Source organism: Streptomyces griseus subsp. griseus (assembly GCF_003610995.1).
Lineage (GTDB): Bacteria > Actinomycetota > Actinomycetes > Streptomycetales > Streptomycetaceae > Streptomyces.
This window is the reverse complement of the sequence record NZ_CP032543.1, coordinates 4,021,066-4,046,019: the sequence shown is the minus strand read 5'-3', so window position 1 is coordinate 4,046,019 and position 24,954 is coordinate 4,021,066. Positions and strand designations below refer to the sequence as shown.

The following is a 24,954-nucleotide window of genomic DNA, read 5'->3' as shown; positions in this document are numbered from 1 at the left end:
GGCGCGCTCCTTTCCTTCCTTCTCGCCTACCGGGTTAGCTGACGGGTTCGGAGCAGGAAGGTCTCCTACGGGCCCCTCCGCCTCTCACGAGACACAGGCGTCCGATTCACCCCATGTAGGTGGTTCCCCGGTTCCCTTGCGGGATTCGGCGCTCGCGCACGGCGCCGTCTCTGACGACGGCTGGGACGACCGCGCTGCGTTATCGAACGTTAATAGACGGACGGGCCCGATTCCAAGCTGTTCGTGTTGATCATTAACGACTCCAGCAGGGACTTACCGTCCACAAGCGGCCCGAATCGGACGACTTGACGACCCCTCGCCCACACCTCTTTTTCTGATGGTGTGTCAACTGTTATGCGGAGCGATGCTCTTCAGTTACGCACCGTGTCATCGCCCCGGCCGACGATCTTCACCGTCGTACGCCGCGGCGCCTGCCCCTCCGCCGGCCGGCTGACCGCGAGCAGCGCCATGTCGTCCGTCGACCGGCCCCCGGTGTGCAGCCGTACGTCGTCGGTGAGCGCCGAGAGCAGCTCCTCGGGGCCGGGGAAGATCCGGCCGCGCAGCCGGGCCGCCGGATCGTAGAAGACCCCGCTCGCGTCCCGCGCCTCGGAGAGCCCGTCCGTGAAGGCGAGGAGCGTCGAGCCGCCGGGCAGCTCCCACTCGTCGGACCGGTCCGGCCACACCCCCAGGTCCATCCCCAGCGGCATCGCGGGCACGGACGGCGCGAGGACCTCCAGAGCCCCGTCCGCGTGCAGCAGGATCGGCTCGGGGTGGCCGCGGTTGACCAGGCGCAGCGAGGCCGAACCGGGCGGGATCTCGGCCAGCACGGCGGTGATGAACCCCTCCATGGCGTCCAGCCCGTACCGCCGCGTCCCCTCCCGGGCCAGCGCCCGCTCCAGCCGCTGCGCCACGCCCTCCAGGGACCGCTCCTGCTCGGCGGCCTCCCGGAACGCCCCGATGATCACCGCCACCGCCTCCACGGCGTCCAGCCCCTTGCCACGCACATCCCCGACGACCAGGCGTACGCCGTGCGGGGTGTCCGCCACCGCGAACAGGTCCCCGCCGACGAACTCGTCCGCCTGCGCCGCCTCGTACCGCGCCGCCACCTGGAGCCCACCGATCCGCTCCGCCGGGGTCGGCAGCACGGCCCGCATGGCCGTCTCCGCGATGACCCGCGCCGAGGCCAGCTGCTCGTTGCTGCGGCGCACGACCCCGTTGATGACGAGGGCCAGGGCGGCGGCGGTGAGGACCGTGATCATCTCGATGACCGGGACGACCTGGGTGGACGTCCCGTCGGAGAGCCGCATCGCGATGACGGAGAGGACCGCGGCCACGCCCGTACGGATGGTGCTGGCGAGCGAGAAGAAGGGGGCGGCGATCAGCGGCGCGGCCACGAAGATGGGGACGGCGGTGAAGTTGGGCGGGGCGATCGAGTCGAAGAGGAGCCCGCCGCAGATCAGCAGCACCGGCAGCAGCCGGACGAACCGCCGGGTCCCGACGCTCCGGGCCACCACCGGCTTCCCCCGCCCCGCGGAGCCGGCCTTACCCTGCCCGGAACCGGTCTTCACCCGCCCGGAGCCGGACAGCCCGCGCCCCGGGAGGCCGAAGCTCCCCGTCACGCGTCCACGCCCCTTCTCCGCCATCCCCACCTGTGCACTCCTGCCCGGTCCGGCCACGGCTGCGGACGGTACCGCGCCCCGTCCAGGCTTCCCGGAGCCGCGCCGTGCGGCGACTCGTCGTCGGCCAAATAGGGGGAAAGCGGCCGGGAACCCCTGCGCTCCCCGTGGTCAGCCGGAGAGCCGTTGTCCCGCGTAGATCGTCAGTGCATCCCGTACGAAGGCGGCGGTGCCGTCCCCGTATCGATCGTAGTTCTTTCCGAAGCGCGGATCGGCGACATACATCTCGCCGAGCCCGATGACGTACGACCGGCTGGGAGCGACCGTCGTGGACAGCCACGCACAGTGCCGCCGGGCGATCTCCTGTGCCACGTCACTGCCGGCACCCACCCCGGCCTCCTTGGCCGCCCCCCAGTCCCGCGCGATGGCTTCGTGCTCGTCCCGGAACGCCCGCTTCCCCCTCTCCCCGAGCGAACGCCACCAGCGGTCGCCCTCCTCGTACGCCTCACGCCCCCACCGCTCGGTCACCTCCCGCTCATGAGCGGTGTGGTCGAACCCGTCGAACACTTCCTCGGCCATGAGTTCCATCCCCTCCTGCGTCCTGTGGAGAGTGGTCCGCACCGAGGCGATCCGCCGCCCGATGCGCGCCTGCTCCTGTTCGAGCAGCCGCAGATGCGCCCGCAGCGCCACGGCCGTGTCCCGCTGCCCTTCGAGCACCCCCTTGATGGCGGGCAGGGACAGCCCCAGCTCCCGCAGCAGCAGAATCCGCTGCAGCCGGACGAGGGCGTCCTGGTCGTAGTAGCGGTAGCCGTTGCTCCCGACCCGGCTCGGCACGAGGAGACCGAGCTCCCCGTAGTGCCGGAGCGTGCGGCTCGTGGTGCCGGCCTTCCTGGCGATTTCCTGGATGGACCACTCCATGCCGGAAACGCTAGATCTTTACGCTGCGTCAAGGTCAACCCGGAAACACCGGGGAACGACTCAGGCCCGGTACGCGGTCTGCGTACCGGGCCTGGATCTTCAGTAGCGGGGACAGGATTTGAACCTGCGACCTCTGGGTTATGAGCCCAGCGAGCTACCGAGCTGCTCCACCCCGCGTCGGTAAACACCACTCTACGCCATCGGAGCGGCCACTCCGACCACTGCCCGGCCCCCTCGCGCATCGTCGATGAGGGGTGGCGCGCGGCTGCCGCACACCGCCAGGTACGCCGAGCTGCGGGGCGGTCCGTCCGACGAGAGCCTGGCGTCCGTGGCCGCACCGGGCCCGAGGCGTGGAGCGAGCGCCCGGAACGCACCCGAACATGCAGCGACCCCAGACCAGAGAAACACTCTGGCCCGGGGTCCAGTGGTAGGCCGTGTGGGACTCGAACCCACAACCAACGGATTAAAAGTCCGCTGCTCTGACCAATTGAGCTAACGGCCCGTGCAACATCACCCACGAGCATAGCCCGCCCGATCCCAGCAGCCGATCCGGTATCGGTGTCGGGCCCCGTCACGCCCCGACCGCGCCCCCGTCGCGTCCCTTTCACGCCGGTTCGCGCCCCTGGAGAGCGGCGAGGGGAGCAGTGAGGGAACAGCAACAGGGCCCGTACGTCACCGAGTCGGTTCGGTGGCGTACGGGCCCTGCCGGTCTGTCAGGCGGACCTCACCGGCCGGGAGTCGGCCGGGGTGGGGTCAGCCGTTGCGCTTCCAGCGCGGCTTGTCGTCGCGGCGGCCGAAGGTGCCGGTGTTGGTACCGGTGTTGGCGCCGCGGTGGTCGTCACGACGGCCGGTCGGGCGGTCGCTGCCACCGGAACGGAAGCCACCCGAGGGGCGGTCGTCACGACGGTCACGGTTGAACGGGCGGTCGCTGCCACCGGAGCGGAAGCCGCCGGAGGGGCGGTCGTCACGACGGTCGCGGTTGAAGGACGGGCGGTCGTTGTCACGACGCTCGAACGGACGGCCACCACGGTCATCACGACGGTCACCACCGGAGCGGAAGCCACCCGAGGGGCGGTCGTCACGACGGTCACGGTTGAAGGACGGGCGGTCGTTGTCACGACGCTCGAACGGACGGCCACCACGGTCATCCCGACGGTCACCACCGGAGCGGAAGCCACCCGAGGGGCGGTCGTCACGACGGTCACGGTTGAAGGACGGGCGGTCGTTGTCACGACGCTCGAACGGACGGCCACCACGGTCATCACGACGGTCACCACCGGAGCGGAAGCCACCCGACGGGCGGTCGTCACGACGGTCGTTGCCGCCCCGGTAGCCGCCACGGTCGCCACCGCGGTTGTCGCGGCGCTCGTAGTTGCCCCGCTCGTCGCGGCGCTGCTCCTCGCGGGCGGCCGGCTGCTCGGGGACGGAGATGGCGGCCACCAGGGCGGCCTCCGCCTCGGCGGTGACCTCGGCCACCGCTGCCTCCGGGTCGTCGCCCCGCTCGCGCGCGGCACGGGCGACCAGGCGGTCGGCCTCCTCGCGCAGCTCCACGGCGCGGCGCTGGACGCGCTCCAGCTGCTTCGTCAGGTCGGCGGCCTCGCGCTCGGCCTGCTTGGCGGCGTTGTTCGCGGAGTCGGCCTGGACCTCGGTGAGCGAACGGGCGCCGGTGATCTCGGCGACCTCCGGCTCGAAGACGCCCGCGCCCTGGACGATGTGGCGCGAGGCGTCGACGCCCGCGTCCTCCATCAGGCGGAAGATCTGGCGGCGCTGGTGCGGGAGCGCCAGCGAGACGACGACACCGGACTTGCCGGCCCGGGCGGTACGGCCCGAGCGGTGCAGGTAGTCCTTGTGGTCTCCGGCCGGGTCCACGTTCAGGACCAGGTCGATGCCGTCCACGTGGATACCGCGGGCGGCCACGTCGGTCGCGACGAGCGCGTTGACGTAACCCTTCTTGAAGTCCTCCAGGACCCGCGTACGGGCGCCCTGGGTCATGCCGCCGTGCAGCGCGTCGGCCTTCACACCGGACTCGATGAGCTGCTCGGCGATGCGGTCGGCGCCCAGCTGGGTGCGGACGAAGATGATCGTGCGGCCCTTGCGGGCGGCGATGGCGGAGGTGACCGGCGCCTTGTCCTTCGGCTTCACGACGAGGACGTGGTGCGACATGGTCGTGACGTTGCCCTGGGCGCTGTCGACCTCGTGCGTCACCGGGTTGGAGAGGTAGCGCTTGACCAGCGTGCCGATCTCGTTCTCCATGGTGGCGGAGAAGAGCATCCGCTGACCCCCACCGGGGATCTGGTCCAGCAGCTCGGTGACCTCGGGCAGGAAGCCCAGGTCGGACATCTGGTCGGCCTCGTCGAGGACGGCGACCTGGACGTTCTCCAGCGAGCACGCGCCACGGTTGATGATGTCGCGCAGTCGGCCCGGGGTGGCGACGAGGACGTCGACACCGCGCTCCAGCGCGTAGATCTGGTTGCCCATCGACGTACCGCCGCAGACGACCTTCATCTTGAGGCCGAGCACGTCGCCGTACGGCTGGAGGGCGTCCGCGACCTGCATCGCGAGCTCACGGGTCGGGGTGAGGATGATGCCGCGCGGCTTCTTCTTCTCGGTGGCGCCACCGGAGAGCGAGGCCAGCAGCGGCAGGCCGAAGGAGAGCGTCTTGCCGGAGCCCGTACGGCCACGGCCGAGGATGTCCTTGCCGGCCAGGGCGTCCGGGATGGTCGCCGCCTGGATCGGGAAGGGGGCGGTCACACCGTTCTGCGCGAGCTTGCGGACGATGCCGTCGGGCAGGCCCAGGTCGCCGAAGGTGATGGTCGGCTCGGCGTCGGTCTCCGCCACGGGGGCCTCGTCCGTCTCGGCCTCGGCAGCGGCCTCGGTCTTGGCGGGGGCCTCGGCCTTGGCGGCCGGCTTGTCCTCGGTGATGAAGTCGGCGACGGACTTCTCGGCCGCCTTCTCAGCCACCGGAGCCTTCCCGGCTGCGGCGGTGGCGCCGGCAGGGGCCTCGGTCACAGCGGCCTCGACGAGCTCGGCGAGCTCGGCGTTGTCGATGTTCTCGGGCATGACGGTGTGGTCAGAACTGGAAATTGACATGCGAAATGCGAAACCTTCCGGAGTCTCGGCACGCGCCCGTAACTCCGTGATTCGCAATTTCGACCGCCTCAATGCGGTCCAGCCACGGCAAGGGAGAGTACGCGCCACACGGCGCTCTTCTGTGTCGGCGCCGGGCAATGGGATCAAACGATCTACCACCATACGCACTCTCACCCACATTGCGCAACCCGGCCCTCTTCCCGCTCCGGCTACACCGGCCTGACCTGCGGTGATGCCTCCGGTGTCCGCAACGGCCTGCCCTCCCCCGTGCCCCCCATCGACTGTGTCCGCAGCTGCGCGGCCGGCGACGCGGAAGGGGGCGGTTCGGAGGGTTCGGTGGGCTCCGGTTCGGGGTCCGGGTCCGGGTCGGGGGACGGCTGCGGGGCGGGCGGTTCCGGCACGACCGGCGGTGGCTCCCCGGGGCCGGGCGTGGAAGGTGTGGGGGCCGCCGGTTGACCGGGGCGCGGGGGGTGGGGGACACCGGGCTGGGGGCGCGCGCCCTTCGGTGTGTCCGACGGCACGGCGCTCCCGGACGCCTCCGGACTCGGCTTCCCCTTGGGGTTCTTGCGGTCGGCGGAGTCGCCGTCGGAGTGGGTGTGGGCGTCACCCCCACGGTGTCCGGCTTCGCCGGATCCGGCCGTCGTCTCGTCGTCCGGGTCGGCGGTCCGGCCCTTCGAGTCGGAGGAACCGGAGGGGCTGGGCCTCGCGCCGTCGTCACCGACGCTCATACAGCCGGTGGACGCGGCGATCGTCAGCGCGGTGACGGCTGCCCAGCGGACAGGGGCGGACAACTTGCGCACGGGTGGCACCTCCGGGGCGGGGCAGAGCGGGGGCGGGGAGCGGGGTGGGCTGTCGCGTGCGGCATAAAGCGCGCCGTACGCGATGGTGTGGTGCCGTGCCCAACTCCCCGGACCCCGCCGGAGACACGCCCGAACCACCGACGGGCCGGGCAGCCCCGGGGTGGAGGGCGCGCCGGACCGCCTCGCGGGGCCCGTCGGGGCCGACCGAAGCCCCGGGCCGGGCCGACCCCCTACCCCCCGAACCCGCCCGCCAGTTCCGCCCCCAGGAACACCGCCCCGAGCCCCATCAGCAGCGACGCCACCACGTTGGCCACAGCGAGGAAGGACCGGCCCGTTTCGGCCAGACGGAGGGTTTCGTACGAGAACGTCGAGTACGTCGTCAGCGCCCCGCACAGCCCCGTCGCCAGCAGGGCGGACGCGGACGAGGAGACCGCTGCCCCCGTCAGCACCCCGAGAATCAGGCTGCCCGCCGCGTTGGCCGTGAACGTGCCCCACGGGAAGACGTACGCGACACCCCGGCCCTGGTTCGCCTGGACCGCCCGGTCCGTCAGATAGCGCAGGGGCGCGCCCACCGCCCCGCCGATGACCACCAGGAACCAGTTCACGCGGCCCGCTCCCCGCCGCGCCCACCCCGTGCGCCCCGGTCCAGCAGCCGCCGTGTCACCACCGCACCCGCCCACACGGCCGCCAGCGCCGCCACGACCGTCGTCGCCATGTACGCCACCGCCGTCGGGAGTTCCTGACGCACCAGCAGGCCCGAGACATCGGCCGCGTACGTCGAGAAGGTCGTGAACCCGCCGAGTACGCCGACGCCGAGGAAGAGCCGGAGCAGCGGGTGCGTCACCCGGCCGCGCTCCACGGTCACCACCATCAGGACGCCGATCAGGGCGCAGCCGGTCACGTTGACGACGAACACCGTCCACGGGAAGCCGCCCTCGGCGGCGGGCCACCGCACCAGCGCCGCGTACCGCGCGAGGGCGCCCAGCGCGCCGCCCGCCGCGACCGCGCCCAGCACCCGTGGCTGCGAAGCGGAAGGTGGTCCCGGTTCCGGCAGTTCGTCCGGTGCCTGCTCGCTCACCCGTAGCCCAGGGCGTGCAGGCGCTCGTCGTCGATGCCGAAGTGGTGGGCGATCTCGTGGACCACGGTGATCTCGGTCTCGGCCACGATGTCCTCGTGCGTCTCGCACATCCGCAGCGTCGGACCGCGGTAGATGGTGATCCGGTCCGGCAGCACCCCGGCGTACCACTCCCCGCGGTCGGTGAGCGGCGTGCCCTCGTAGAGCCCGAGCAGCTCGGGGTCGCCGGGCTCCGGTTCGTCCTCGACGAAGACCGCCACGTTGTCCATCAGCCGCATCAGCTCCGGCGGAATCCGGTCAAGAGCCTGGCTCACCAGCTCTTCGAACTGCTCCCGCGTCATCTCCAGCACCCCGCCATTGTCACGTACGGGGGCCCGCCACGGGCAGATGGCCACCGCACCTGATCCACTTCACGGCCACCCCATGCCCCTCGCCGCCCCTCGCCTGATCCACTCCGCCGTCGGCACCCCGGCATGGGCGGAGCCGTACCGGGGCATACGCGCCCAATGGTCCGCGCTCCGTTCCGTGCCGCTGCCGACCGCGTCCGGCACCGCCTCACCCAGCTCGTCCGGCCCGACTCCGCGAAGTCCCCGAAACGCCCGGCACGCAGGCCCGCCACCGGCGACCTCATGGGCACCGCCACCCCCAGGCCGTTCGTACGCGCCCTCGCCATGCTCGCCGTCGTCGTGATCGGGGCCTGGCTCGGGCTGCTCGCCGTGGGGTCCATCCGTACGCCGGTCGGCCCCATGGACACCAACATGACCCTGCGCCCGTCCCTCACCGGCGGCAGCAAGATCAACGTGTCCCCGCTGGGCGCCCTGGAGCTGGACTCGCACATCGCCCCGCTCCGCCTCGACGTGAACGTGGACCGCCTCGACCCCGTGCGCTCGCAGGCCCTGGTGGACCAGCCGGAACGGTTCTCCGGACTCCAGGACGAGGTCACCCGGGACGTCGCCGCCGGCACCCGCGAGCTGGCCGTACGCTCCTGTGTCGCCGTGATCTCCGGGGCGACCGCGCTCGGCCTCGTCGTCTACCGCCGCCCCCGCCGCGCCCTGGCCGCCGGCGGGCTCGCCCTGACCCTGCTGGCCGCGTCGGGCGTCAGCGCGTACGCCACCTGGAACCCGAAGTCCGTCCTGGAGCCCAAGTTCTCCGGGCTGCTCTCCAGCGCCCCGTCGCTCGTCGGCGACGCCCGGTCGATCGTCACCGAGTTCGACATCTACCAGCAGGAGCTGGCCCGCCTGGTCACCAACGTCACCCGGCTGTACGACGCCACCTCAACGCTCCCCGTCTACCAGCCGGACCCCGGCACCATCCGCGCCCTGCACGTCTCCGACATCCATCTCAACCCGGCGGCCTGGCACATCATCGCCTCGCTCGTGAAGCAGTACGAGATCGACGTGATCATCGACTCCGGCGACACGATGGACCACGGCTCGGCCGCGGAGAACGGTTTCCTCGACCCGATCCGCGACCTCGGCGCCCCCTACGTCTGGGTGCGCGGCAACCACGACTCCAAGGTCACGCAGGCGTACCTGGAGAAGGTCCGGAACGTGCGCGTCCTGGACAACGGCCGGACCGTCGACGTGGCCGGGCTGCGGATCGCCGGCACCGGCGACGCCTCGTTCACCCCCGACCGCACCAAGCCGGTCGGCGGCAAGGCGGCCGCGGAGCTGCAGGGCATGCGCCTGGCGTCCGCCCTCCGCGACCAGGAGCAGGCCGGCACCCCGGTCGACATCGCGGTCGCCCACGACCCGAACACCGCCCGGCAGACCGACGGCACGGTCCCGCTGGTGCTGGCCGGCCATGTCCACCACCGGGTCAACGAACAGCTCAAGGGCGGTACGCGGCTCAAGGTCGAGGGCTCCACGGGCGGCGGCGGGCTGCGCGCGGTGCAGAACGACAAGCCCGAGAAGGTACGTGCCTCGGTGCTCTACCTGGACCGCGAGACCCGCCGGCTCCAGGCCTGGGACGAGATCACGCTCGGCGGTCTCGGGCTGACGACCGCCGAGGTCAGCCGCCATCTGCCGGAGGAGAACCTGAAGGGGGAGAGCCCCGCCTCGCCCTCCCCCAGCCCGTCCCCGACGGGCTCCGCGACCCGGCCCACGCCCTCGCCGTAAACCGTTTTGGCGATAGCTCCACCCATCCCATATGCTTCTCACGTCCCCGACGCGCTGCAAAGCGAACAGGCGGGCCAATAGCCCTCATCGTCTAGTGGCCCAGGACGCCGCCCTTTCAAGGCGGTAGCACGGGTTCGAATCCCGTTGGGGGCACGTTTCACCGTGTGCGAGACTTGTTTCGCACATTGCTTGGTCCTGTGGAGCAGTTTGGAGTGCTCGCCACCCTGTCAAGGTGGAGGCCGCGGGTTCAAATCCCGTCAGGACCGCTTGCAGCCCCAGCGGCTGCGTGGCTGGGTAGCTCAGTTGGTACGAGCGATCGCCTGAAAAGCGATAGGTCGCCGGTTCGATCCCGGCCCCAGCCACCTCCGATAGGCCCCGATCCACGGATCGGGGCCTATCCGCGTTTCACCGGCCCCGGGCCCCCTCTCCCGTACGTGCCTCATCCGCCCGGCCCCCGCCCCATGCCCGACCTCCCCGCCCCGGCCCGTCGTGGCCGCACCAAAGGGTCCGCCCCGTGCTGCCGGGAGCGGTGCGGGGCGTCCGTCGGCACGGTCCCTTCGGGCACAGGGGGTGTCCGCTCGCGCACCGCACGTGCGCTCAGGGCGGCACCGTGGTTCCTTCTGCGCGGTGCCGCCGCGAGGGAAGCATGGGCCCTCCGAGCCAGACCCCGGCCTTCGAGCGAAGGGCAGTCCATGACCCAGCGGCAGGAGTTCTACTCCAAGGTCGCCGAGAAGTTCGGCGGCTATTCCAGCGGGGCACAGCGCACCACCTCCTTTCCGCAGGGTGACCCCGAGGAGCACTTCGACTCCCTGGTGCGCGAGCACGGTTCACCGACGGCTCGGCTGCTGGACGTGGGATGCGCCGACGGCCGCAACGTGCTGGCCGTCGCCCCCGCGTTCGGACGGGTCGAAGCGATCGACCTGTCGGCGGAGATGCTCGCGTCGGCCGAGCGCCACCGGGCCGGGTCAGGGCTCGACCATGTCGCCTTCACCGTGGGCGACGCCTCGGCCACCGGCTTCCCGGACCAGACGTTCGACGTGGTGACCTCGCGCCGCGGGCCGCTCTTCCCCAGGAGTTCCACCGCGTGCTGCGGCCCGGGGGCACGGTGGTGTACCTGGGCATCGGGGAGCGGGACGTCCAGTCGCTGAAGGAGGTCTTCGGCCGGGGGCAGCTGTACGGGCGGTGGTCCGGCGAGCCGGTGGTCCGGCAGGAGCGCCGGCGGTTGGAGGACGCCGGTCTCACCGTGGAGGAGGAACGCGAGTTCTCCTACGACGAGTTCTTCCACACCCCCGCCGACCTGGACCGGTTCCTCCAGATGGTGCCGATCTTCGAGGACTACGACTCGGCCACCGACCGCCGCTCCTTCGAGCGCTACGCGGCCCAGGCCACCACGCCAGAGGGCATCCACCTGGCCCGGCACTGGTTCGTGCTCTGCGCCCGGCGGCCCGCTCAGGGGTGACACGCCCGCGCGGCACTCGGCCGTCCCCGAGCGGCCGCCCCCATCCCGGTACCCGACGAAGTGAGGACGACGCGTGTCGAAGATCATTGCGGTGGTGTCCGGCGGAATCGACTCCGTCACCATGGCCTACCACCTCCGTGCCCAGGGCCACGAGCTGCACCTGCTGGGCATCGACTACGGCCAGCGCCACCGGCGCGAACTGGCCTGTGCCAGGCTGGCGGCCGAGCGTCTCGGCGCACCGTACGAGGAGGCCGACCTCGGTGGGGCGCGCGGGGTGCTGCGCGGGTCGTCACTCACCGATCCGGCACTGGACGTCCCCGTGGAGGGCGCCGGGAGCAGCGGTGCGGCCGCGGTGCCGGGGCGCCCCAACATCGTTCCTAACCGCAACGCCCTCCTGCTGTCGGCCGCCTTCGCGCTCGCCGTCGTGGAGCGGGCGGAGGCCGTGGCCTTCGGCATCATGGCCGAGGACGTCGGGCCCTCGGACACCTCCCTGGAGTTCCTGGACGCCTTCCTCGCCATGGAGCGGATCGGCACCCGGGGCCACGCCCACCCCGACCTGGACCTGATAGCGCCCCTGGCAAGCATGCTCAAGCGCGAGGTGATCGCTCTCGGCCACCGGCTCTCCGTGCCGTTCGCGGACACCTGGACCTGCTTCCGCGGCGAGGAGCTGCACTGCGGGCGCTGCGCCTCGTGCGTGGAGCGGCGCGGGGCCTTCGAAGCCGCCGGGATCCACGACCCCACCGTCTACGCCGCGTCGGCGGTCACCGTAGAGGGGGCGTGAGGTGGACGTCTTCGAGGAGCTGGAATCCGAGGTCCGGAGCTACAGCCGCGCCTGGCCCGTGGTGTTCGACCGGGCCCGGGGAAGCTGGCTGTACGACGAGGACGGCAACCGCTATCTGGACTTCTTCACCGGTGCCGGGGCGCTGAACTACGGGCACAACCCGCCCGTGCTCAAGCGCGCGCTGATGGACTACCTGAGCCGTGACGGCGTCGCCCACTCACTGGACATGTTCACCGTCGCCAGGCGCCACTTCCTGAAGGCGCTCCAGGAGACGGTCCTCGCTCCCCGGAACCTGGACTACCGGGTGGTCTTCCCCGGTCCGGGCGGGGCCAACGCAGTGGAAGCGGCGCTGAAACTGGCCCGCCGCGTGACCGGTCGCTCCACCGTGGTCCACTTCACCAACTCCTTCCACGGCATGACGCTCGGCGCCCTGGCCGTGAGCGGCAACGCGGCCAAGCGGGCCGCGGCCGGCATCCCCCTGACGCACGGCGTCGCGTTGCCGTACGACGGCTACGCGGACGGCTCCCCCGAGCTGTTGGACCGGCTGATCGGCGACCCGGGAAGCGGGCTGGACAGGCCGGCCGCCGTGATCGTGGAGACGGTGCAGGGCGAGGGCGGGGTGCGGGCGGCCTCGGCGCCGTGGCTGCGCACCCTCGCGGAGGTGTGCCGCCGGCACGAGGTCCTGCTCGTCGTGGACGACGTCCAGATGGGATGCGGACGCACCGGGCCGTTCTTCAGCTTCGAGGACGCCGGGATCACTCCCGACATGGTGTGCCTGTCGAAGTCGATCGGCGGATACGGTCTGCCGCTGGCCCTCACGCTCATCCGGCCCGAGCTCGACGTCTGGCAGCCGGGTGAGCACAACGGCACCTTCCGCGGCGTGGGCCCGGCCTTCGTGACCGGGGCCGCGGCGCTGCGGGCCTACTGGTCGGGCAACGACCTGGAGAAGGCCGTGCGCCGCTCCGGGGAGTGTCTGGCCGCGGGCCTCGGCGAGATCGCGGACAGGTACGAGGGCGCGGGGCTCCACGTCACCGGACGAGGTCTCGCGGCAGGGCTCGGAATCCCCGGGCCGGCCGGGGACGGGAGCGGCGGCGAGGCCGCCGCGGTGTCGACCGCGGCGTTCAGGCGGGGGCTGCTGGTCGAGACGTCCGGCGCCGACAGCTCCGTCGTCAAACTGCTCCCTCCGCTCACCGTGACCGAGAGCGAGCTGAAAGAGGGCATCGACATCCTCGCGTCGGCGGTCGACGCGGTCCTCGGTGCCTGACCCTTCGCACCATACGAAAGGACGTCCTCATGGACAGCGCTGTTCCCGTCGTCGATCTCGGCGGCTGGCGGACCGCCTCGGCCGCGGAGCGGGAGGAGACCGCCGCGGCCCTGGACCGGGGGTTACGCGACACCGGCATGTTCCTCCTGACGGGGCACGGCGTGCCGGAGACCGCCATGCAGGAACTGCGAGCGCGCGGGAGGGAGTTCTTCGCGCTGCCGAGCGAGGCCAAGCGGCCGTACGCGATCGGCGCCCCGTACGAGAGCGGCTGGCTGGAGATGCATCCGGGCGGTGGGGTGGGCGTGCCCCGTGCGGAGGGCGCGGAGGCGGCGGCACCCCCCGATCTGCACGAGTCCTTCTACTCCGGCCCCTCCTACCGGTCGGGGGACGAGGCGCTCGACCGGTACTGCTACCCGCCCAACCGCTGGCCGGACGGTGAACTCCCCGGGCTGCGCCGCGCCGTCGAGACGTACACGGATCACATGCGGCGGGTGGCGCAGGCCCTGAACGAGCTCTTCGCCCAGGTGCTCGGCCTCCCCGGGGACTTCTTCACCAGCCGGGCCACCCGCGCGACCTGGACCCAGAACGTCAGCTGGTACCCCTCGCTCGCCTCGGTGGGCACGGTGGCGAGCGGGCAGCTGCGCAACGGCCCCCACACCGATCTGGGCGCCTTCACGATCCTCAGCCGGCAGCTGGGGGTCGGCGGCCTCCAGGCGTGGAACGAGACGGCCGGCTGGTTCGCGCCGCCCCACCGGCCGGACGCGCTGGTGGTCAACCTGGGCGACCTGATGGAGCGCTGGACCGACGGACGCTGGCGGGCGCTGCGCCACCGGGTGCTCGCTCCCAGCCCGAGCGCCCCCGACGAGGAGCTGCTGTCCCTGGTGTTCTTCTACGAGTCCGACCCGGGGACCCGTATCGATCCGCTGTCTCCGCCCGTCGGCGGCGGTGCCGGTCTGGAGCCCGTCGTCTCCCGCCACTCGGTGCTGGCGAAGCTCGGTGTGCACCTGGAGGCCACGGCCTTCCCCGCGTGACCCCTGTCGGTCGCCCCCTGCCCCTTGATGTCCCTGTTTCCCCCCAAGAGAGGCCCTGGCCGTCATGACCCTGCGTATCACCAAACGATTCGACTTCTCCGCCAGCCACCGGCTGGGCGGCCTCCCCGAGAGCCACCAGTGCGCCCGGCTGCACGGCCACAACTACGCGGTGGAGCTCGAACTGAGTGCCGAGCGGTCGGCGTTGACCGCCACCGGTTTCGTCCGGGACTACGGCGAGCTCTCGGTGTTCAAGAAGTGGCTGGACGACACCCTCGACCACCGGCACCTGAACGACGTCGTCGAGGGGAACCCGACCGCGGAGAACCTCGCCGTCTGGATGTTCGAGCAGTGGAAGGCCGACTTCCCGGAGCTCAGCTCCGTCCGCATCTCCGAGACGCCCAAGACCTGGGCGGAGTACCGGCCCTGATCCCGGAGCCGGCCCCCCGGCCACGGCAATGACGTACGTCACGTACAAGGAGGAGGTGGTGCCCTGTGGAACCGGAACTCGTGGTCAACGAGATCTTCGGCCCCACTTGAGGCCGTCCAGGGAGAGGGACGGTCCATGGGCCGCAGGTGCGGGTTCCTGCGGCTGGGCGGTTGCAACCTGTCGTGCCGCTGGTGCGACACGCCGTACACGTGGGACTGGCAGGGCATCAGCGACAGCGGTGTCCGCTACGACCCCAAGGTCGAGCTGCACCGGCGGTCGGTCCCCTCGGTCGCCGAGGAACTGCTGGGGCTCGGAGTCGGCCTCGTCGTGATCTCCGGGGGCGAGCCGCTCAGCCAGCAGGTGCGCCTGCTCCCGCTGATCGACACGCTGCTGGAGGCGGGCGTGGAGGTGGAGTTCGAGACCAACGGGACACGCGTCCCCGACGGTCGGCTGGTGCGGCCGGGCGTGCGTTTCAACGTCTCGCCCAAGCTGTCGCACTCCGGTGACCCGGCCGAACGCCGCATCGTCCCGCAGGCGTTGCGGCGGTTCGCCGTCACGCCGGGGGTGACCTTCAAATTCGTCTGCCGCACCACGGCGGACCTGGACGAAGTGGCCGCACTGGTCGACGACTTCGCCCTCGAATCGGTCTGGATCATGCCCGAGGGCCAGGACCCCGACGCCATCGACAAGCACATGCAGGAGATCGTCTCCTCGGTCATCGACCGGGGATGGAACGTGACCACCCGGCTGCACACGCTGGTCTGGGGCCACAAGAGAGGTGTCTGAATGACCATGAACACCGTCGAACCGCAGACCGAGGCCGAGGAAGGCCCGGCCGATCCCCTGGTGGATCTCGCGCGGCGCCTGCTCAAGGAGATCGGCGAGGACCCCGACCGGGACGGTCTGCGCCAGACCCCCGAGCGGTTCGCCCGCTGGTGGCGCGAGTTCATCGACTACGACCCCGGGACCATCGACACACTCTTCGAGACCACGACCACCAGCCAGATGGTGGTGGTCTCCGACATCCGGGTGTGGTCGCTGTGCGAGCACCATCTCCTGCCGTTCAACTGCTCCGTGGACATCGCCTACCGTCCCACCCAACGGCTGCTGGGGCTGTCGAAGTTCGCGCGGGTCGCCCACCGCCACGCGCACCGGCTCCAGGTGCAGGAGCGGCTGGTGGCCGACATAGCCCAGGAGGTGGCGGACATCACCGGCGCCGAGGACGTCGCGGTCATCGCCAAGGGGGAGCACCTGTGCATGACGATGCGCGGCATCAAGGCGAGCGCCGAGATGACCTCCACGGCGTTTCTGGGGGCCTTCGGGGACGACAGTTCGCTGCGCGGTGAGCTGTTCGCGCTACTGCGGTCCTGAGGCTGCGGCGCTCCGCCGATCGGCGTCGGTCCTCGCCCTGGCCCCTGAGGTCCGGTGGGGCCGGCGCCGGTCCGCGTACGTCACATGTAGCCTTCGCGGATCGCGTAGGCCACGGCGTGCGCGCGGTTGCGCAGGTGCAGGCGAGTCATGGCGTCGTGCAGGACGCCCTTGATGGTGCGCTCGGAGTAGTTGAGCTCTTCGGCGATCTCCCTCGTGCCGAGTCCGTGCGCGACCAGTTCCAGGATGTTCAGCTCGCGCCCGGTCGGACGACCGGGCGCGACGGCGCTCAGCACAGTTCCCTGGGAGTGGCGTTCGAGGTGGGCCAGCGCCCTGCGCAGCAGGTCTCCGGGCATGTCCCCCTCGTCCCGGGCCGCCGCCTGTATCGCTTTCACCAGACTCGCCGGGGTGGCCTGGTGGCGCCAGACGATGGAGAAGATCCCTGCCTCGATCACCTGGCTCAGGCGGTGTTCGTCGAGTTCGCCGACGACCAGGACGACACGTTTTCCGTATTCGGAACCCAACTTTCGCAGATGAGTGAAGGACTGGGTGTCCAGATGGCCGCCCAGGACTAACGCGACCTCGCACGGCGGCCCTCCGGCAGCGCGATCCGTGTCCGCCAGCAGGGCTATGCCCCGGTGGTGTCCTATCTGGGCCACGACGCCCGCTCGGGTGAGGGGGTCGCCCCCGTACATGATCACGGAGATGGCCGGCGACGGTATGTACGAGGTGAGCCCGGCCGGCTCCGGAGGGGTGTCGGGGCCGGATACATCGGTGTACAAGCTGGGATAAGGCCGAGACATTTTCGTCCTTCACTGCATACGAGCGGTTGACCCCCGTCATGACCGCAGAGCGTAGATCCAGACCGGAGCGTGTTCGTCGGACGGAGCCACGTCGCGCGGCCATGTTGACGTGAACTGCTCGGAAGGTGTCCGAAAGTTCACTTCACCTCGCTGACGTGAGGTAAAGCAGGTGAACGGCAGGCACCCTCCAGGCAAACCTCTCAATCAAAGGAAAGATGGACACTCCGCCATTCATTCCTTTTTTAATCCCACCCAGAATCACAGATGTGAAGGCGTGGCGAAAAGGGAGAGGAAACTTCCCGTAGCCCTGATCCTCCGGGGCCTTTTCAAGACAGCGTTGTCACCCCTCCCCCTCTCCGGAGTCACTGTCGCGATCCGGACAGCTCGACGGAGAAGCCGACACCAGGGCGCCACTCCCTCCCCGCTCCCCGCCGACCGGGCGGAACGCCTGCACGTTCGGCCCCTCCGATGTCCGTACGAACCGTCTGGCGGTCCATGTCGCCGCCACGTGCCAGCCGGAAACATGGACGGTGAGACCCGGCCGCCCCCGGCAAGGACGGCAGGCCGCCTACCGAGGAGAGGGCTCCATGACCATCAGCTCACCCGCGCTCGTCCTGGTGGACCCGGTGCGTCAGGGCCGGCCGTTCAAGGACGCCGCCCGTGATCTCGGTTTCTCCGTCGTCTCCCTCTACACCCACGACTACCTGGCCTCCCTGGACGGGCACGCCGACGGCGACGACCTGTCCTTCTACACCGCTGACCCGGAGGAGGCCCTCCACCTCGTCAGCGCCGCGGGCGTCGACGCCCGGGCCGTGGTGCCCTGCCTGGAGGCCGGGGTGTACCTCACCGACGTCCTGGCACACCTGCTGGGGCTGCCCGGCAACGACCACACCCTCGCCATGGCCCGGCGCAACAAGGCGGCGATGCGGGCGCACGCCGCGCGGGCCGGGGTCCGCATACCCGAGTTCCGGCTGGTCACATCGGCCGACGACATCGTGGCGGCGGCCCACGAGATCGGGTTCCCGGTGATCGTCAAGCCGACGCTGGGCGCCGGGTCGCAGGGCGTACGCGTCTACTCCACCCCCGCCGACCTGGAGAAGGGGCAGCCCCAGGTCACCCACGACGTCTACCGGGAACCGGTCCGCGAATGGCTGGTCGAACGCTACGTGCGGGGACGGGAGTTCGCCGTCAACTTCTTCAGCGCCGACGGGGAGCACCGGCTCGTGGACCTGTGGGAGTACCTGCGCCCCGACGACGCCGACTACGACTTCCCCCTCTGGGACATCGTGCAGGCCGGGCCGGACCACCCGGACCGCTCACGTGTGGAGGAGTACGTCCGCGGCGTCCTGGACGCCTTCGGCATCCGCCGGGGCCCCAGCCACACCGAGGTCAAGTGCACCGCCGACGGCGTCTACCTGATCGAGGTGGGGGCCCGGCTCTCCGGCGGCCCCGCCGTCGACCTGTGGATGGCGCACGGAGGGCTGCGCCCCTTCCACGACACCATCGCCTGCTACCTCGGCCGCCGCCCCGCCCTGCTCGACGGTCCCGTGGAGTTCCCGGCCCGCTTCGGCTCCTCCGTCGTACACAACGAGCAGGGGCCCGGCCTCCTCGTCGCGGTGCACGGCGCGGAGGAGGCCGCCGGCCTGCCCGGGGTCGACAGCGTGGAACTCGGCTACGCACCCGGCGAACATGTCCCGGCCACCCACGACAACATCAGCATCCCGTTCAGCGCGGCCGTCCACGGAAGCGACACCGACAGCGTCCTCGCGACCCTGGCCGCCATCCGGTCGCTGGTACGGGTGGAGACCCGTCCCGCCACACCCGACGACGCTGCCGGCACCTCCGCGGCCCTCACCTGACGTGCCGGGACCGGACCCCCGTGACCGGCCGACGGCCGCGGACACCCCAGCGCTTCCCCGCGGCCGTCTCCTGGCCCCCTACCGCGCGGTACTGGCCTCGCCCGGCGCCCCGCGGCTGGCCCTGGCCAGCCTCATGGCCAAGTGGCCGATCAGCATGTTCCCGATCAGCGTGCTGCTGCTCGTCCCACCCCGCTACTCCTACGCCCAGGCGGGTGCCGTCGTAGCCGTCATGCTTCTGGCCAACGCGGTCAGCAGCCCGGTCCGCGGCCGGCAGGCGGCGCGGCGCGGGGCAGGCCCGGTGCTCCGAGTCTGCCTGGCCGGCTATCTCGCCGGCATCGCCGGGATCGGCCTCTGCGCCGTGGTCGGCGCCCCTCTGCCTCTCCTCCTGGGTTCGGCCCTGCTGATGGGCGCGTTCTTCCCACCCGCCAGCATTCTGCTGCGCTCCCACTGGACCGCGGTCGACCGCGACCTGGGCGGCCGGTCCTCCGCCAACGCCCTCGAATCCGCGCTGATGGACCTGTCGCTGATCACGGGCCCCGTGCTGGCCGGCTGGCTCAGCACCTCCATCGCCCCCGTCCTCCCCCTCGTCCTCATCGGCGCGCTGATGGCGCTCGCGGTGGTCCTGCTGACCGCGCTGCCCGACCGTGCGACCGTGCCGTCGCCGGCACCCGAGCACACCGGCAGAGTCCTGCGGGCGCCGCTGGTCATGCTGTTCGCCGCGCAGTTGCTCTTCTGCGCGGCCCTGGCCGCCACCGAGGTGTCCCTGCCCGTCTACGCGCAGGAGCGGAACGCCGCCTCCGCGAGCGGCTGGCTCCTGGCGGGTCTCTCCACGGGCAGCATCGTCGGCGCGCTGGCCCTCGGCCGGCTGCACGGCTCCCGCCTCACCCGGCTCCCCGTGCTCCTCGCGCTGCTGGCCGCCGGGACGTGCGCCGTCGGCGCGGCGATGTCCCTCCGGCCGCTGGTGGTCGCCCTGGTCTGCGTCCCTGCGGGCCTGGCGATCGGCTCCGTCTTCGCCCGCTTCTTCACCGTCCTCGGCACGGTGACCCCGCCCGGCTCCGACCACGAGGTCCAGGGGTGGGCGAACAGCATGACCACGGTCGGCTTCGCCGCCGGCTCCTTCGGCGGGACCGCTCTGGGGGAGGCGTTCGGGACGACGGCGCTCGTGTTCTGCGCCCCGGTCCTGGCTCTGGCCGCAGCCGCGCTGGCAGCCTCCGCCCGCCCCGGGACCACCCCCTGAGACCTCACCGGACGCCCCCGCCCGGGGTGGCCCCGGTGCTCCGTACCCACCACAGATGAGAAGGAGGATGCCCATGCCACGTGGAACCGAGCTCCCGCCGGCGGACACGGCGGCGGAGAGTACGCGCCCCCACGGCGGCGACCGCGGGCCCGGCCTCGAACCGGAGGACTTCGAGGTGGTGCCCGCCCGGCACTATGGCCGGTGGGTCGCGTCCCTCGCCGTCCTGGTGGTGGTGCTCCAGTTCACCCACGGCCTGCTGACCAACCCGGTCTGGGAGTGGCGGGTCGTCGCCTCGTACCTGCTGTCCGAGTCGATCGTGAACGCCGTGGGCGTCACCCTCCAGCTCACCGCGTACGCCACGGTGCTGGGCTTCTCCCTGGGCACGGTGCTCGCCTTCATGCGGCTGTCCGCCAGCCCCGTCCTGCGGACGGTCGCCTGGACCTACATCTGGGTCTTCCGCTCCATCCCGATGATCGTCCAGCTGGTCTTCTGGTTCAACCTGGGCGCGCTGTACCGGGAGTTGGGCATCGGAATCCCCTTCGGCCCGGTCTTCGCGTCGGTGGAGAGCAACACGCTGATCGGCACGATGGGAGCCGCCATCATCGGGCTGTCCCTGCACCAGGCCGCGTACTGCGCGGAGATCGTGCGCGGCGGCATCCTCGCCGTGGACCGCGGTCAGTGGGAGGCTGCGGCGGCGCTCGGCATCCCCCGGCTGCGGCAGATGCGGCGCATCATCCTGCCGCAGGCCATGCGCTCCCTGCTCCCCACCGCCGTCAGCGAGGTCGTCAGCCTGCTGAAGGGCACCTCCGTGGTCTATGTGATGGCCATCGGCGAGCTGTTCTACCAGACGCAGGTGATCTACAGCCGCAACAGCCGGGTGATCCCCCTGCTGCTCGTCGCCACCGCCTGGTACGTGGCCTTGACCTCGGTCCTGTCGGTGGCCCAGTTCTACGCGGAACGGCGCCTGGCCCGCGGGGTGGACGGGGCGCCCCCGCCCTCCCCGCTCCGCCGTCTGCGGCGCCTCGCCGCCCGCCCGGAGAAACCGGCTGCCCCGGCCGCAGGAGGGCCCCGATGAGCCGGTGGACCGTGGACATGCGCGGCGTCCACAAGAGCTACGGCGCACTCGAAGTGCTGCGCGGGGTGGACCTCCAGGTCCGCACCGGCGAGGTGGCCGCCCTCCTCGGCCCCTCGGGGTCGGGCAAGTCCACGCTGCTCAGGGTCCTGAACCAGCTGGAGCGGGCCGAACGCGGCCACGTCACCATCGACGGCGAGCTGATCGGCTACCGCAGGTCCGGCACCAAGCTGTACGAGCTGAAGGAGAAGGACATCCTCCGGCAGCGCCGGAAGGTGGGCTTCGTCTTCCAGAGCTTCAACCTCTTCCCGCACCTCACCGTCCTGGACAACCTCGTGGAGGCGCCGCTCGCCGCCCGCCTGGCCGGGCGGGAGGAACTGCGGGAGACGGCACGGACGCTGCTGTCCCGGGTCGGCCTCGCCGACAAGTCCGACGCGTACCCCCGCCAGCTGTCCGGTGGACAGCAGCAGCGGGTGGCGATCGCGCGGGCTCTCGCCCTGCGGCCGAAGGTCCTCCTGTTCGACGAGCCGACCTCGGCCCTCGACCCCGAGCTGGTCGACGAGGTACTCGACGTGATCAAGGACCTGGCCCGGTCCGGAACCACGATGGTCGTGGTGACGCACGAGATCGGGTTCGCGCGCGAGGTGGCCGACACGGTCGTCTTCATGGACGGCGGCGTGATCGTCGAACAGGGCCCTCCTTCCGAGGTCCTGGACCATCCGCGGCACCCCCGTACCCGAGCGTTCCTCTCCAAGGCCCCGCTCTCCCCGTCTCCCCCCAAGGAATGACTGTGCCCCGTCGCCCCCGCCTCCGCCCTCTGGCCGCCGCCCTGTGCCTGGCCGTCCTCGCCCTGTCCTCCTGTGCCAACCCCCCGGACGCCGAGCGCCCCGCCGCCGGCTCGGCGTCCGCGGGCGACATCAACAAGGAGGCGGGGCTCCAGCGGCTGCGCACGGAGCGGGTCGACGCGATCGCGGCACAGGTGCCCCGGGCCGTCCGGGACCGGGGGACGCTGGAGATCGTGACCTTCGCCGGGCTGGCCCCTCCGCTGAGCTTCTACGCCACCGACAACAAGACGGTCATCGGCATGGAGCCGGACCTCGGACGCCTCGTCGCCGACGTGCTGGGGCTGAAGCCCAGGCTGCACACGGTGTCCTGGGAGAACATGTTCGTCGGCCTGGACAGCGGCAAGTACGACGTGGCCATCGCCAACATCACCGACACCGAGGAGCGCAAGCGCACGTACGACTTCGCCTCCTACCGCCAGGACAAAGTGGCCTTCGAGGGGCTGAAGGGGAGCGGCCTGCGCGTGCGGGAACCCCGGGACGTGGCCGGGCTGACGGTCGCGGTCCACCCCGGTACCAACCAGGAGAAGCTGATCACCCAGTGGAGCGCGGAGAACGAGCGGGCGGGCCGCAAGCCCAGCGAGATCAAGTTCTACCAGGCCCAGAGTGACGTCTATCTGGCTCTGCGCTCCGGCCGGGTCGATCTGTACCTCGGCTCCAACCCCTCCGTGGCGTACCACGTGGCCGACGCCGGGCAGACCGAGGTGGTCGGCACCTACTCGGGCGCGGGCGCCGGGCGGGAGGGCTGGATCGCCGCCACGACCAGGAAGGACAACGGGCTGGCGGCCCCGCTGGCCGGTGCGATCAACGCGCTGATCGACGACGGCGTCTACGGCAAGGCGGTCGCCCGCTGGCACCTCACGGAGGAGGCGGTGACCCGCTCACGGATCAACCCGCCCGGCCTCCCGTAGCGGTGCCGTAGGGGTGCGGACACCGGCCGGGACCCCGCTTCCCACCGGCCGGTTGCGCGAGGCCCGTCGTGCACCCGGCTGGTGCCGCCGGCCGGGACAGTGTGCGCGCCTCCGTTCTCACGCCTCCCCGGCCCTCTCGTCGGTCACGCGTCGCCGCCAGGCCCGTACGCCGAGAACCCCCAGCACCACCAGCACCACAGCCCCCAGCAGCACCGCGTCCGACACCCGCTCGCCCAGCCTCTGCGCCCACTGCTCCACCGCGAACGAGCTGTCGACCCCGAGCAGTCCGGGGAGCGCGGTCGTCCCGTCGTAGACGAGGAAGAGCACGCCCAGGCCGATGAAGAACAGGCCCGAGAGCAGCGAGGTCGTGTGCAGCTGGAATCGGCCGCCGAGCTGGACGGTCCGGCCGCGCAGCCAGGTGCGGCGGCCCAGGTCGAACCGCTCCCAGAGCAGGGCGAGTACGAAGAGGGGGACCGCCATCCCGAGCGCGTAGACCGCCAGCAGCAGGCCCCCGTAGACCGGGCTGCCGCTGACCGCCGCCACGGTGAGGACGCTGCCGAGGATCGGGCCCGCGCAGAAGCCCGCCAGGCCGTAGACCGCGCCCAGGGCGTAGACGGAGAAGGCGGTGGTGGGGCGGATGCGGCCGCTGAGCTCGGCCATACGGCGCGACGCGAAGCCCAGGCCGACGATCTGTGCGACCCCGAGCACGATGATCAGCCAGCCCGCGCCCGTCACCAGGGCGTCGCGGTGGCCGTAGAAGAGCCTCCCCGCGTACGAACCGGCCGCCCCGAGCGGGACGAGGGTGGTGGCGAGACCGGCGTAGAAGATGCCGGTACGGGCCAGCAGGCGCGAGGTGGAGTCGATGGAGTACGCGAAGAAGGCCGGGAGCAGCAGCGCGCTGCACGGGCTGACCAGGGCGAGCAGCCCGCCGAGGAAGGCCGCGAAGTAGCCGATGTCCGGGCTCACTTGGCGGAGTCCCCGGTGGTGCCCGCCGTGCCGGAGGAGCTCCCGGCGGTGGTCTTCGCCTGTTCCGCCGCCGTCTCGATGGCCTGCGTGAACGTCTCCTTCGGCTGCGCCCCCGCGATCGGGCGGCCGTTGATCAGGAACGACGGGGTGGACGTGGCGCCGATCCCGTAACCCTGCTCCTGGTCCCTGGCGACGGCGGCGCGGGCGGCCTCGCCGTCCAGGTCCTTCATGAAACGGGCCAGGTCCTTGACCCCGGCCTCCTCGGCGAGGGCCTTGACCCGGTCCTTGCCGAACCCCTTCTCCTTCGCCCCTTCGGCGTAGGCGGCCGCGTGGAACTCCCAGAAGCGGTCCTGCTGCCCGGCGGCCCAGGCCCCACGGGCGGCGTTCTCGGACTCCTCGCCGAAGATCGGGAAGTTGCGCCACTCGATGCGCAGGGTGCCGTCCTCGACGTACTCCTTGATCAGCTCGGGCTCGGTGTCCCGGGCGAACTTGCCGCAGTAACCGCACTTGAAGTCGGCGTACTCGATCAGGACGACGGGGGCGTCGGCGCGGCCGGCCGCCAGCTTGTCGTCGGCGTCGCGGCGGGCCAGCTTCGCGAGCTCCGGGTGGACGCCCTGCTGCGGGTCGGCGGAGACCTCGGCGACCGGGCCGGTGGCGGTGTCCGCCGAGGAGCCGCCGGGTGCGGTCGCCTTGTAGGAGGCGAAGCCGAGGAGACCGGCGGCGACGACGATCACGGCGCCGTAGAGGAGGGGCTTGCGGGAGGAGGGCTTGGTGTTCTTGGGCGTGGGCATGCGGCACTCCGTGCTGGTGGTGCGGGAGGAGAGGGAAGGGTGCGGGTCGGGCGGGTCGCCAGGCCTACACCCTCAGCACGGAGAGCTGTACGGGGGTCGGTGTGGCGGAGACCGGGTCCTGGACCCGTATCCCCGGCGGCGGCTCGGCCGGCAGGGCGCCCGTCGCGGCGGGCAGCCCCCAGGGGGCGAGGCCGGGGGCCTGGTCGTAGGCGGCACGGGCCCGGGTCGGCACGGCGGGCTCGCTGTCGTGGTCGCCGGGCTCCCGGCAGCCGGGGACCGGGGCGCCCGCGTCGAAGGCCTCCACGACGGCCCGCGCGGCGGCGGCCGTGGCATCCGCAGCGGCCGGGCCGTCCGGTGCCGTCGCCGTAACCGCCTCCCCGACAGTGACCGCGACACCCTCGGAGGGTGACGCGTCAGCATAAGAAGGAGCCGCGCCCATCGGTCCGCACAGCAGCCCCATCAGGATCGCGAGCAGCGCCGTCAGGCAGCACCACTGCGTACGGGACACGGGACCGGCGCCTTTCGTG

At 71.5% G+C, this 24,954-nt stretch carries 25 protein-coding genes, 5 tRNA genes and 1 riboswitch; of the genes, 17 read left to right on the top strand and 13 right to left on the bottom strand.

The annotated features are described in order from the left end of the window. Positions 1-8: 8 nt before the first annotated feature. Positions 9-161: riboswitch (cyclic di-AMP (ydaO/yuaA leader) on the bottom strand. Positions 162-371: 210 nt separating this feature from the next. The 9 genes from D6270_RS18110 to D6270_RS18070 all read right to left on the bottom strand — a co-directional run bounded on the left by D6270_RS18110 (position 372) and on the right by D6270_RS18070 (position 7,849). Beyond that, a complete protein-coding gene (locus tag D6270_RS18110; RefSeq protein ID WP_202418835.1) occupies positions 372-1,643 on the bottom strand; it encodes a PP2C family protein-serine/threonine phosphatase in 1,272 nt (423 codons plus the stop codon). A 144-nt stretch (positions 1,644-1,787) separates the two neighbouring features. Next, positions 1,788-2,534, bottom strand: coding sequence for a MerR family transcriptional regulator (locus D6270_RS18105; protein ID WP_109164483.1), 747 nt, complete (start codon positions 2,532-2,534; stop codon positions 1,788-1,790). A gap of 103 nt (positions 2,535-2,637) precedes the next feature. Continuing rightward, positions 2,638-2,711 (bottom strand) — tRNA-Met (locus D6270_RS18100). 248 nt (positions 2,712-2,959) lie between these two features. After that, positions 2,960-3,036 (bottom strand) — tRNA-Lys (locus tag D6270_RS18095). A 251-nt stretch (positions 3,037-3,287) separates the two neighbouring features. Then, the gene (locus D6270_RS18090; RefSeq protein ID WP_151414702.1) at positions 3,288-5,594 is read right to left on the bottom strand and encodes a DEAD/DEAH box helicase; all 2,307 of its coding nucleotides are present in this window, start codon (positions 5,592-5,594) and stop codon (positions 3,288-3,290) included. 239 nt (positions 5,595-5,833) lie between these two features. After that, positions 5,834-6,424: a hypothetical protein gene (locus tag D6270_RS18085; RefSeq protein ID WP_151414701.1), complete on the bottom strand. Its 591-nt coding sequence runs from the start codon at positions 6,422-6,424 to the stop codon at positions 5,834-5,836. A 230-nt stretch (positions 6,425-6,654) separates the two neighbouring features. Continuing rightward, positions 6,655-7,029 (bottom strand): fluoride efflux transporter CrcB, encoded by a 375-nt coding sequence (gene crcB, locus D6270_RS18080; RefSeq protein WP_109164486.1) that lies wholly within the window; start codon positions 7,027-7,029, stop codon positions 6,655-6,657. Further along, positions 7,026-7,502, bottom strand: coding sequence for a fluoride efflux transporter CrcB (gene crcB / locus D6270_RS18075; RefSeq protein WP_109164487.1), 477 nt, complete (start codon positions 7,500-7,502; stop codon positions 7,026-7,028). Before crcB (D6270_RS18075) ends, crcB (D6270_RS18080) begins: the two co-directional genes overlap by 4 nt. Further along, a complete protein-coding gene (locus D6270_RS18070) occupies positions 7,499-7,849 on the bottom strand; it encodes a metallopeptidase family protein (protein ID WP_204117096.1) in 351 nt (116 codons plus the stop codon). Before D6270_RS18070 ends, crcB (D6270_RS18075) begins: the two co-directional genes overlap by 4 nt. Before the next feature lie 156 nt (positions 7,850-8,005). On the opposite strand from D6270_RS18070, the gene D6270_RS18065 reads away from it, so the two are divergent. The 12 genes from D6270_RS18065 to folE all read left to right on the top strand — a co-directional run bounded on the left by D6270_RS18065 (position 8,006) and on the right by folE (position 15,949). Next, positions 8,006-9,616 carry a metallophosphoesterase family protein gene (locus D6270_RS18065; protein ID WP_109164488.1) on the top strand — a complete coding sequence of 537 codons (1,611 nt, stop codon included), beginning with the start codon at positions 8,006-8,008 and terminating at the stop codon, positions 9,614-9,616. 80 nt (positions 9,617-9,696) lie between these two features. Then, positions 9,697-9,769: transfer RNA gene (locus tag D6270_RS18060), tRNA-Glu, on the top strand. A gap of 38 nt (positions 9,770-9,807) precedes the next feature. Then, positions 9,808-9,882, top strand: a tRNA-Asp gene (locus D6270_RS18055). Between the two features lie 22 nt (positions 9,883-9,904). Then, a tRNA-Phe gene (locus tag D6270_RS18050) sits at positions 9,905-9,978 on the top strand. 330 nt (positions 9,979-10,308) lie between these two features. Further along, positions 10,309-10,764: a class I SAM-dependent methyltransferase gene (locus tag D6270_RS18045; RefSeq protein ID WP_158650535.1), complete on the top strand. Its 456-nt coding sequence runs from the start codon at positions 10,309-10,311 to the stop codon at positions 10,762-10,764. Then, entirely contained in the window at positions 10,701-11,075 is a 375-nt protein-coding gene (locus tag D6270_RS18040; protein ID WP_151414699.1) for a hypothetical protein, read from the top strand. Before D6270_RS18045 ends, D6270_RS18040 begins: the two co-directional genes overlap by 64 nt. 73 nt (positions 11,076-11,148) lie before the next feature. After that, positions 11,149-11,856: a 7-cyano-7-deazaguanine synthase gene (locus D6270_RS18035; RefSeq protein ID WP_109164490.1), complete on the top strand. Its 708-nt coding sequence runs from the start codon at positions 11,149-11,151 to the stop codon at positions 11,854-11,856. Position 11,857: 1 nt separating this feature from the next. Next, entirely contained in the window at positions 11,858-13,120 is a 1,263-nt protein-coding gene (ectB, locus tag D6270_RS18030) for a diaminobutyrate--2-oxoglutarate transaminase (RefSeq protein WP_109164491.1), read from the top strand. A gap of 29 nt (positions 13,121-13,149) precedes the next feature. Then, complete coding sequence (locus D6270_RS18025) at positions 13,150-14,151, top strand: isopenicillin N synthase family dioxygenase (protein WP_109164492.1); 1,002 nt, start codon at positions 13,150-13,152, stop codon at positions 14,149-14,151. Positions 14,152-14,215: 64 nt separating this feature from the next. Beyond that, positions 14,216-14,578 (top strand): 6-carboxytetrahydropterin synthase QueD, encoded by a 363-nt coding sequence (gene queD, locus D6270_RS18020; RefSeq protein WP_109164493.1) that lies wholly within the window; start codon positions 14,216-14,218, stop codon positions 14,576-14,578. A gap of 135 nt (positions 14,579-14,713) precedes the next feature. After that, positions 14,714-15,364: a 7-carboxy-7-deazaguanine synthase QueE gene (locus tag D6270_RS18015; RefSeq protein WP_204117097.1), complete on the top strand. Its 651-nt coding sequence runs from the start codon at positions 14,714-14,716 to the stop codon at positions 15,362-15,364. Further along, on the top strand, positions 15,365-15,949 hold the full coding sequence (gene folE, locus D6270_RS18010; RefSeq protein ID WP_109164494.1) for a GTP cyclohydrolase I: 585 nt from the start codon (positions 15,365-15,367) through the stop codon (positions 15,947-15,949). 80 nt (positions 15,950-16,029) lie between these two features. Here folE and D6270_RS18005 read toward each other — a convergent pair whose 3' ends face one another. Then, positions 16,030-16,728, bottom strand: a complete 699-nt coding sequence (locus D6270_RS18005; protein ID WP_225976892.1) for a helix-turn-helix transcriptional regulator — start codon at positions 16,726-16,728, stop codon at positions 16,030-16,032. Between the two features lie 608 nt (positions 16,729-17,336). Between D6270_RS18005 and D6270_RS18000 the strand changes: the two genes are divergently transcribed. From D6270_RS18000 to D6270_RS17980, 5 genes are all read left to right on the top strand, one after another. Then, positions 17,337-18,608, top strand: a complete 1,272-nt coding sequence (locus tag D6270_RS18000; RefSeq protein WP_109164495.1) for an ATP-grasp domain-containing protein — start codon at positions 17,337-17,339, stop codon at positions 18,606-18,608. 133 nt (positions 18,609-18,741) lie between these two features. Then, positions 18,742-19,845, top strand: coding sequence for an MFS transporter (locus tag D6270_RS17995; RefSeq protein ID WP_158650534.1), 1,104 nt, complete (start codon positions 18,742-18,744; stop codon positions 19,843-19,845). Positions 19,846-19,912: 67 nt separating this feature from the next. Then, complete coding sequence (locus D6270_RS17990) at positions 19,913-20,920, top strand: amino acid ABC transporter permease (protein ID WP_413251931.1); 1,008 nt, start codon at positions 19,913-19,915, stop codon at positions 20,918-20,920. Beyond that, positions 20,917-21,705, top strand: a complete 789-nt coding sequence (locus D6270_RS17985) for an amino acid ABC transporter ATP-binding protein (protein ID WP_109164498.1) — start codon at positions 20,917-20,919, stop codon at positions 21,703-21,705. Before D6270_RS17990 ends, D6270_RS17985 begins: the two co-directional genes overlap by 4 nt. After that, positions 21,702-22,670, top strand: a complete 969-nt coding sequence (locus D6270_RS17980) for an ABC transporter substrate-binding protein (protein ID WP_109164499.1) — start codon at positions 21,702-21,704, stop codon at positions 22,668-22,670. The genes D6270_RS17985 and D6270_RS17980 overlap by 4 nt, the downstream gene beginning before the upstream one ends. Positions 22,671-22,787: 117 nt before the next feature. On the opposite strand, the gene D6270_RS17975 is transcribed toward D6270_RS17980, so the two are convergent. From D6270_RS17975 to D6270_RS17965, 3 genes are all read right to left on the bottom strand, one after another. Continuing rightward, positions 22,788-23,636, bottom strand: coding sequence for a cytochrome c biogenesis CcdA family protein (locus D6270_RS17975; RefSeq protein WP_109164500.1), 849 nt, complete (start codon positions 23,634-23,636; stop codon positions 22,788-22,790). Then, on the bottom strand, positions 23,633-24,427 hold the full coding sequence (locus D6270_RS17970; RefSeq protein ID WP_109164501.1) for a DsbA family protein: 795 nt from the start codon (positions 24,425-24,427) through the stop codon (positions 23,633-23,635). Before D6270_RS17970 ends, D6270_RS17975 begins: the two co-directional genes overlap by 4 nt. Before the next feature lie 64 nt (positions 24,428-24,491). Then, entirely contained in the window at positions 24,492-24,935 is a 444-nt protein-coding gene (locus D6270_RS17965; protein ID WP_109164502.1) for a hypothetical protein, read from the bottom strand. Between the last annotated feature and the right edge of the window lie 19 nt (positions 24,936-24,954).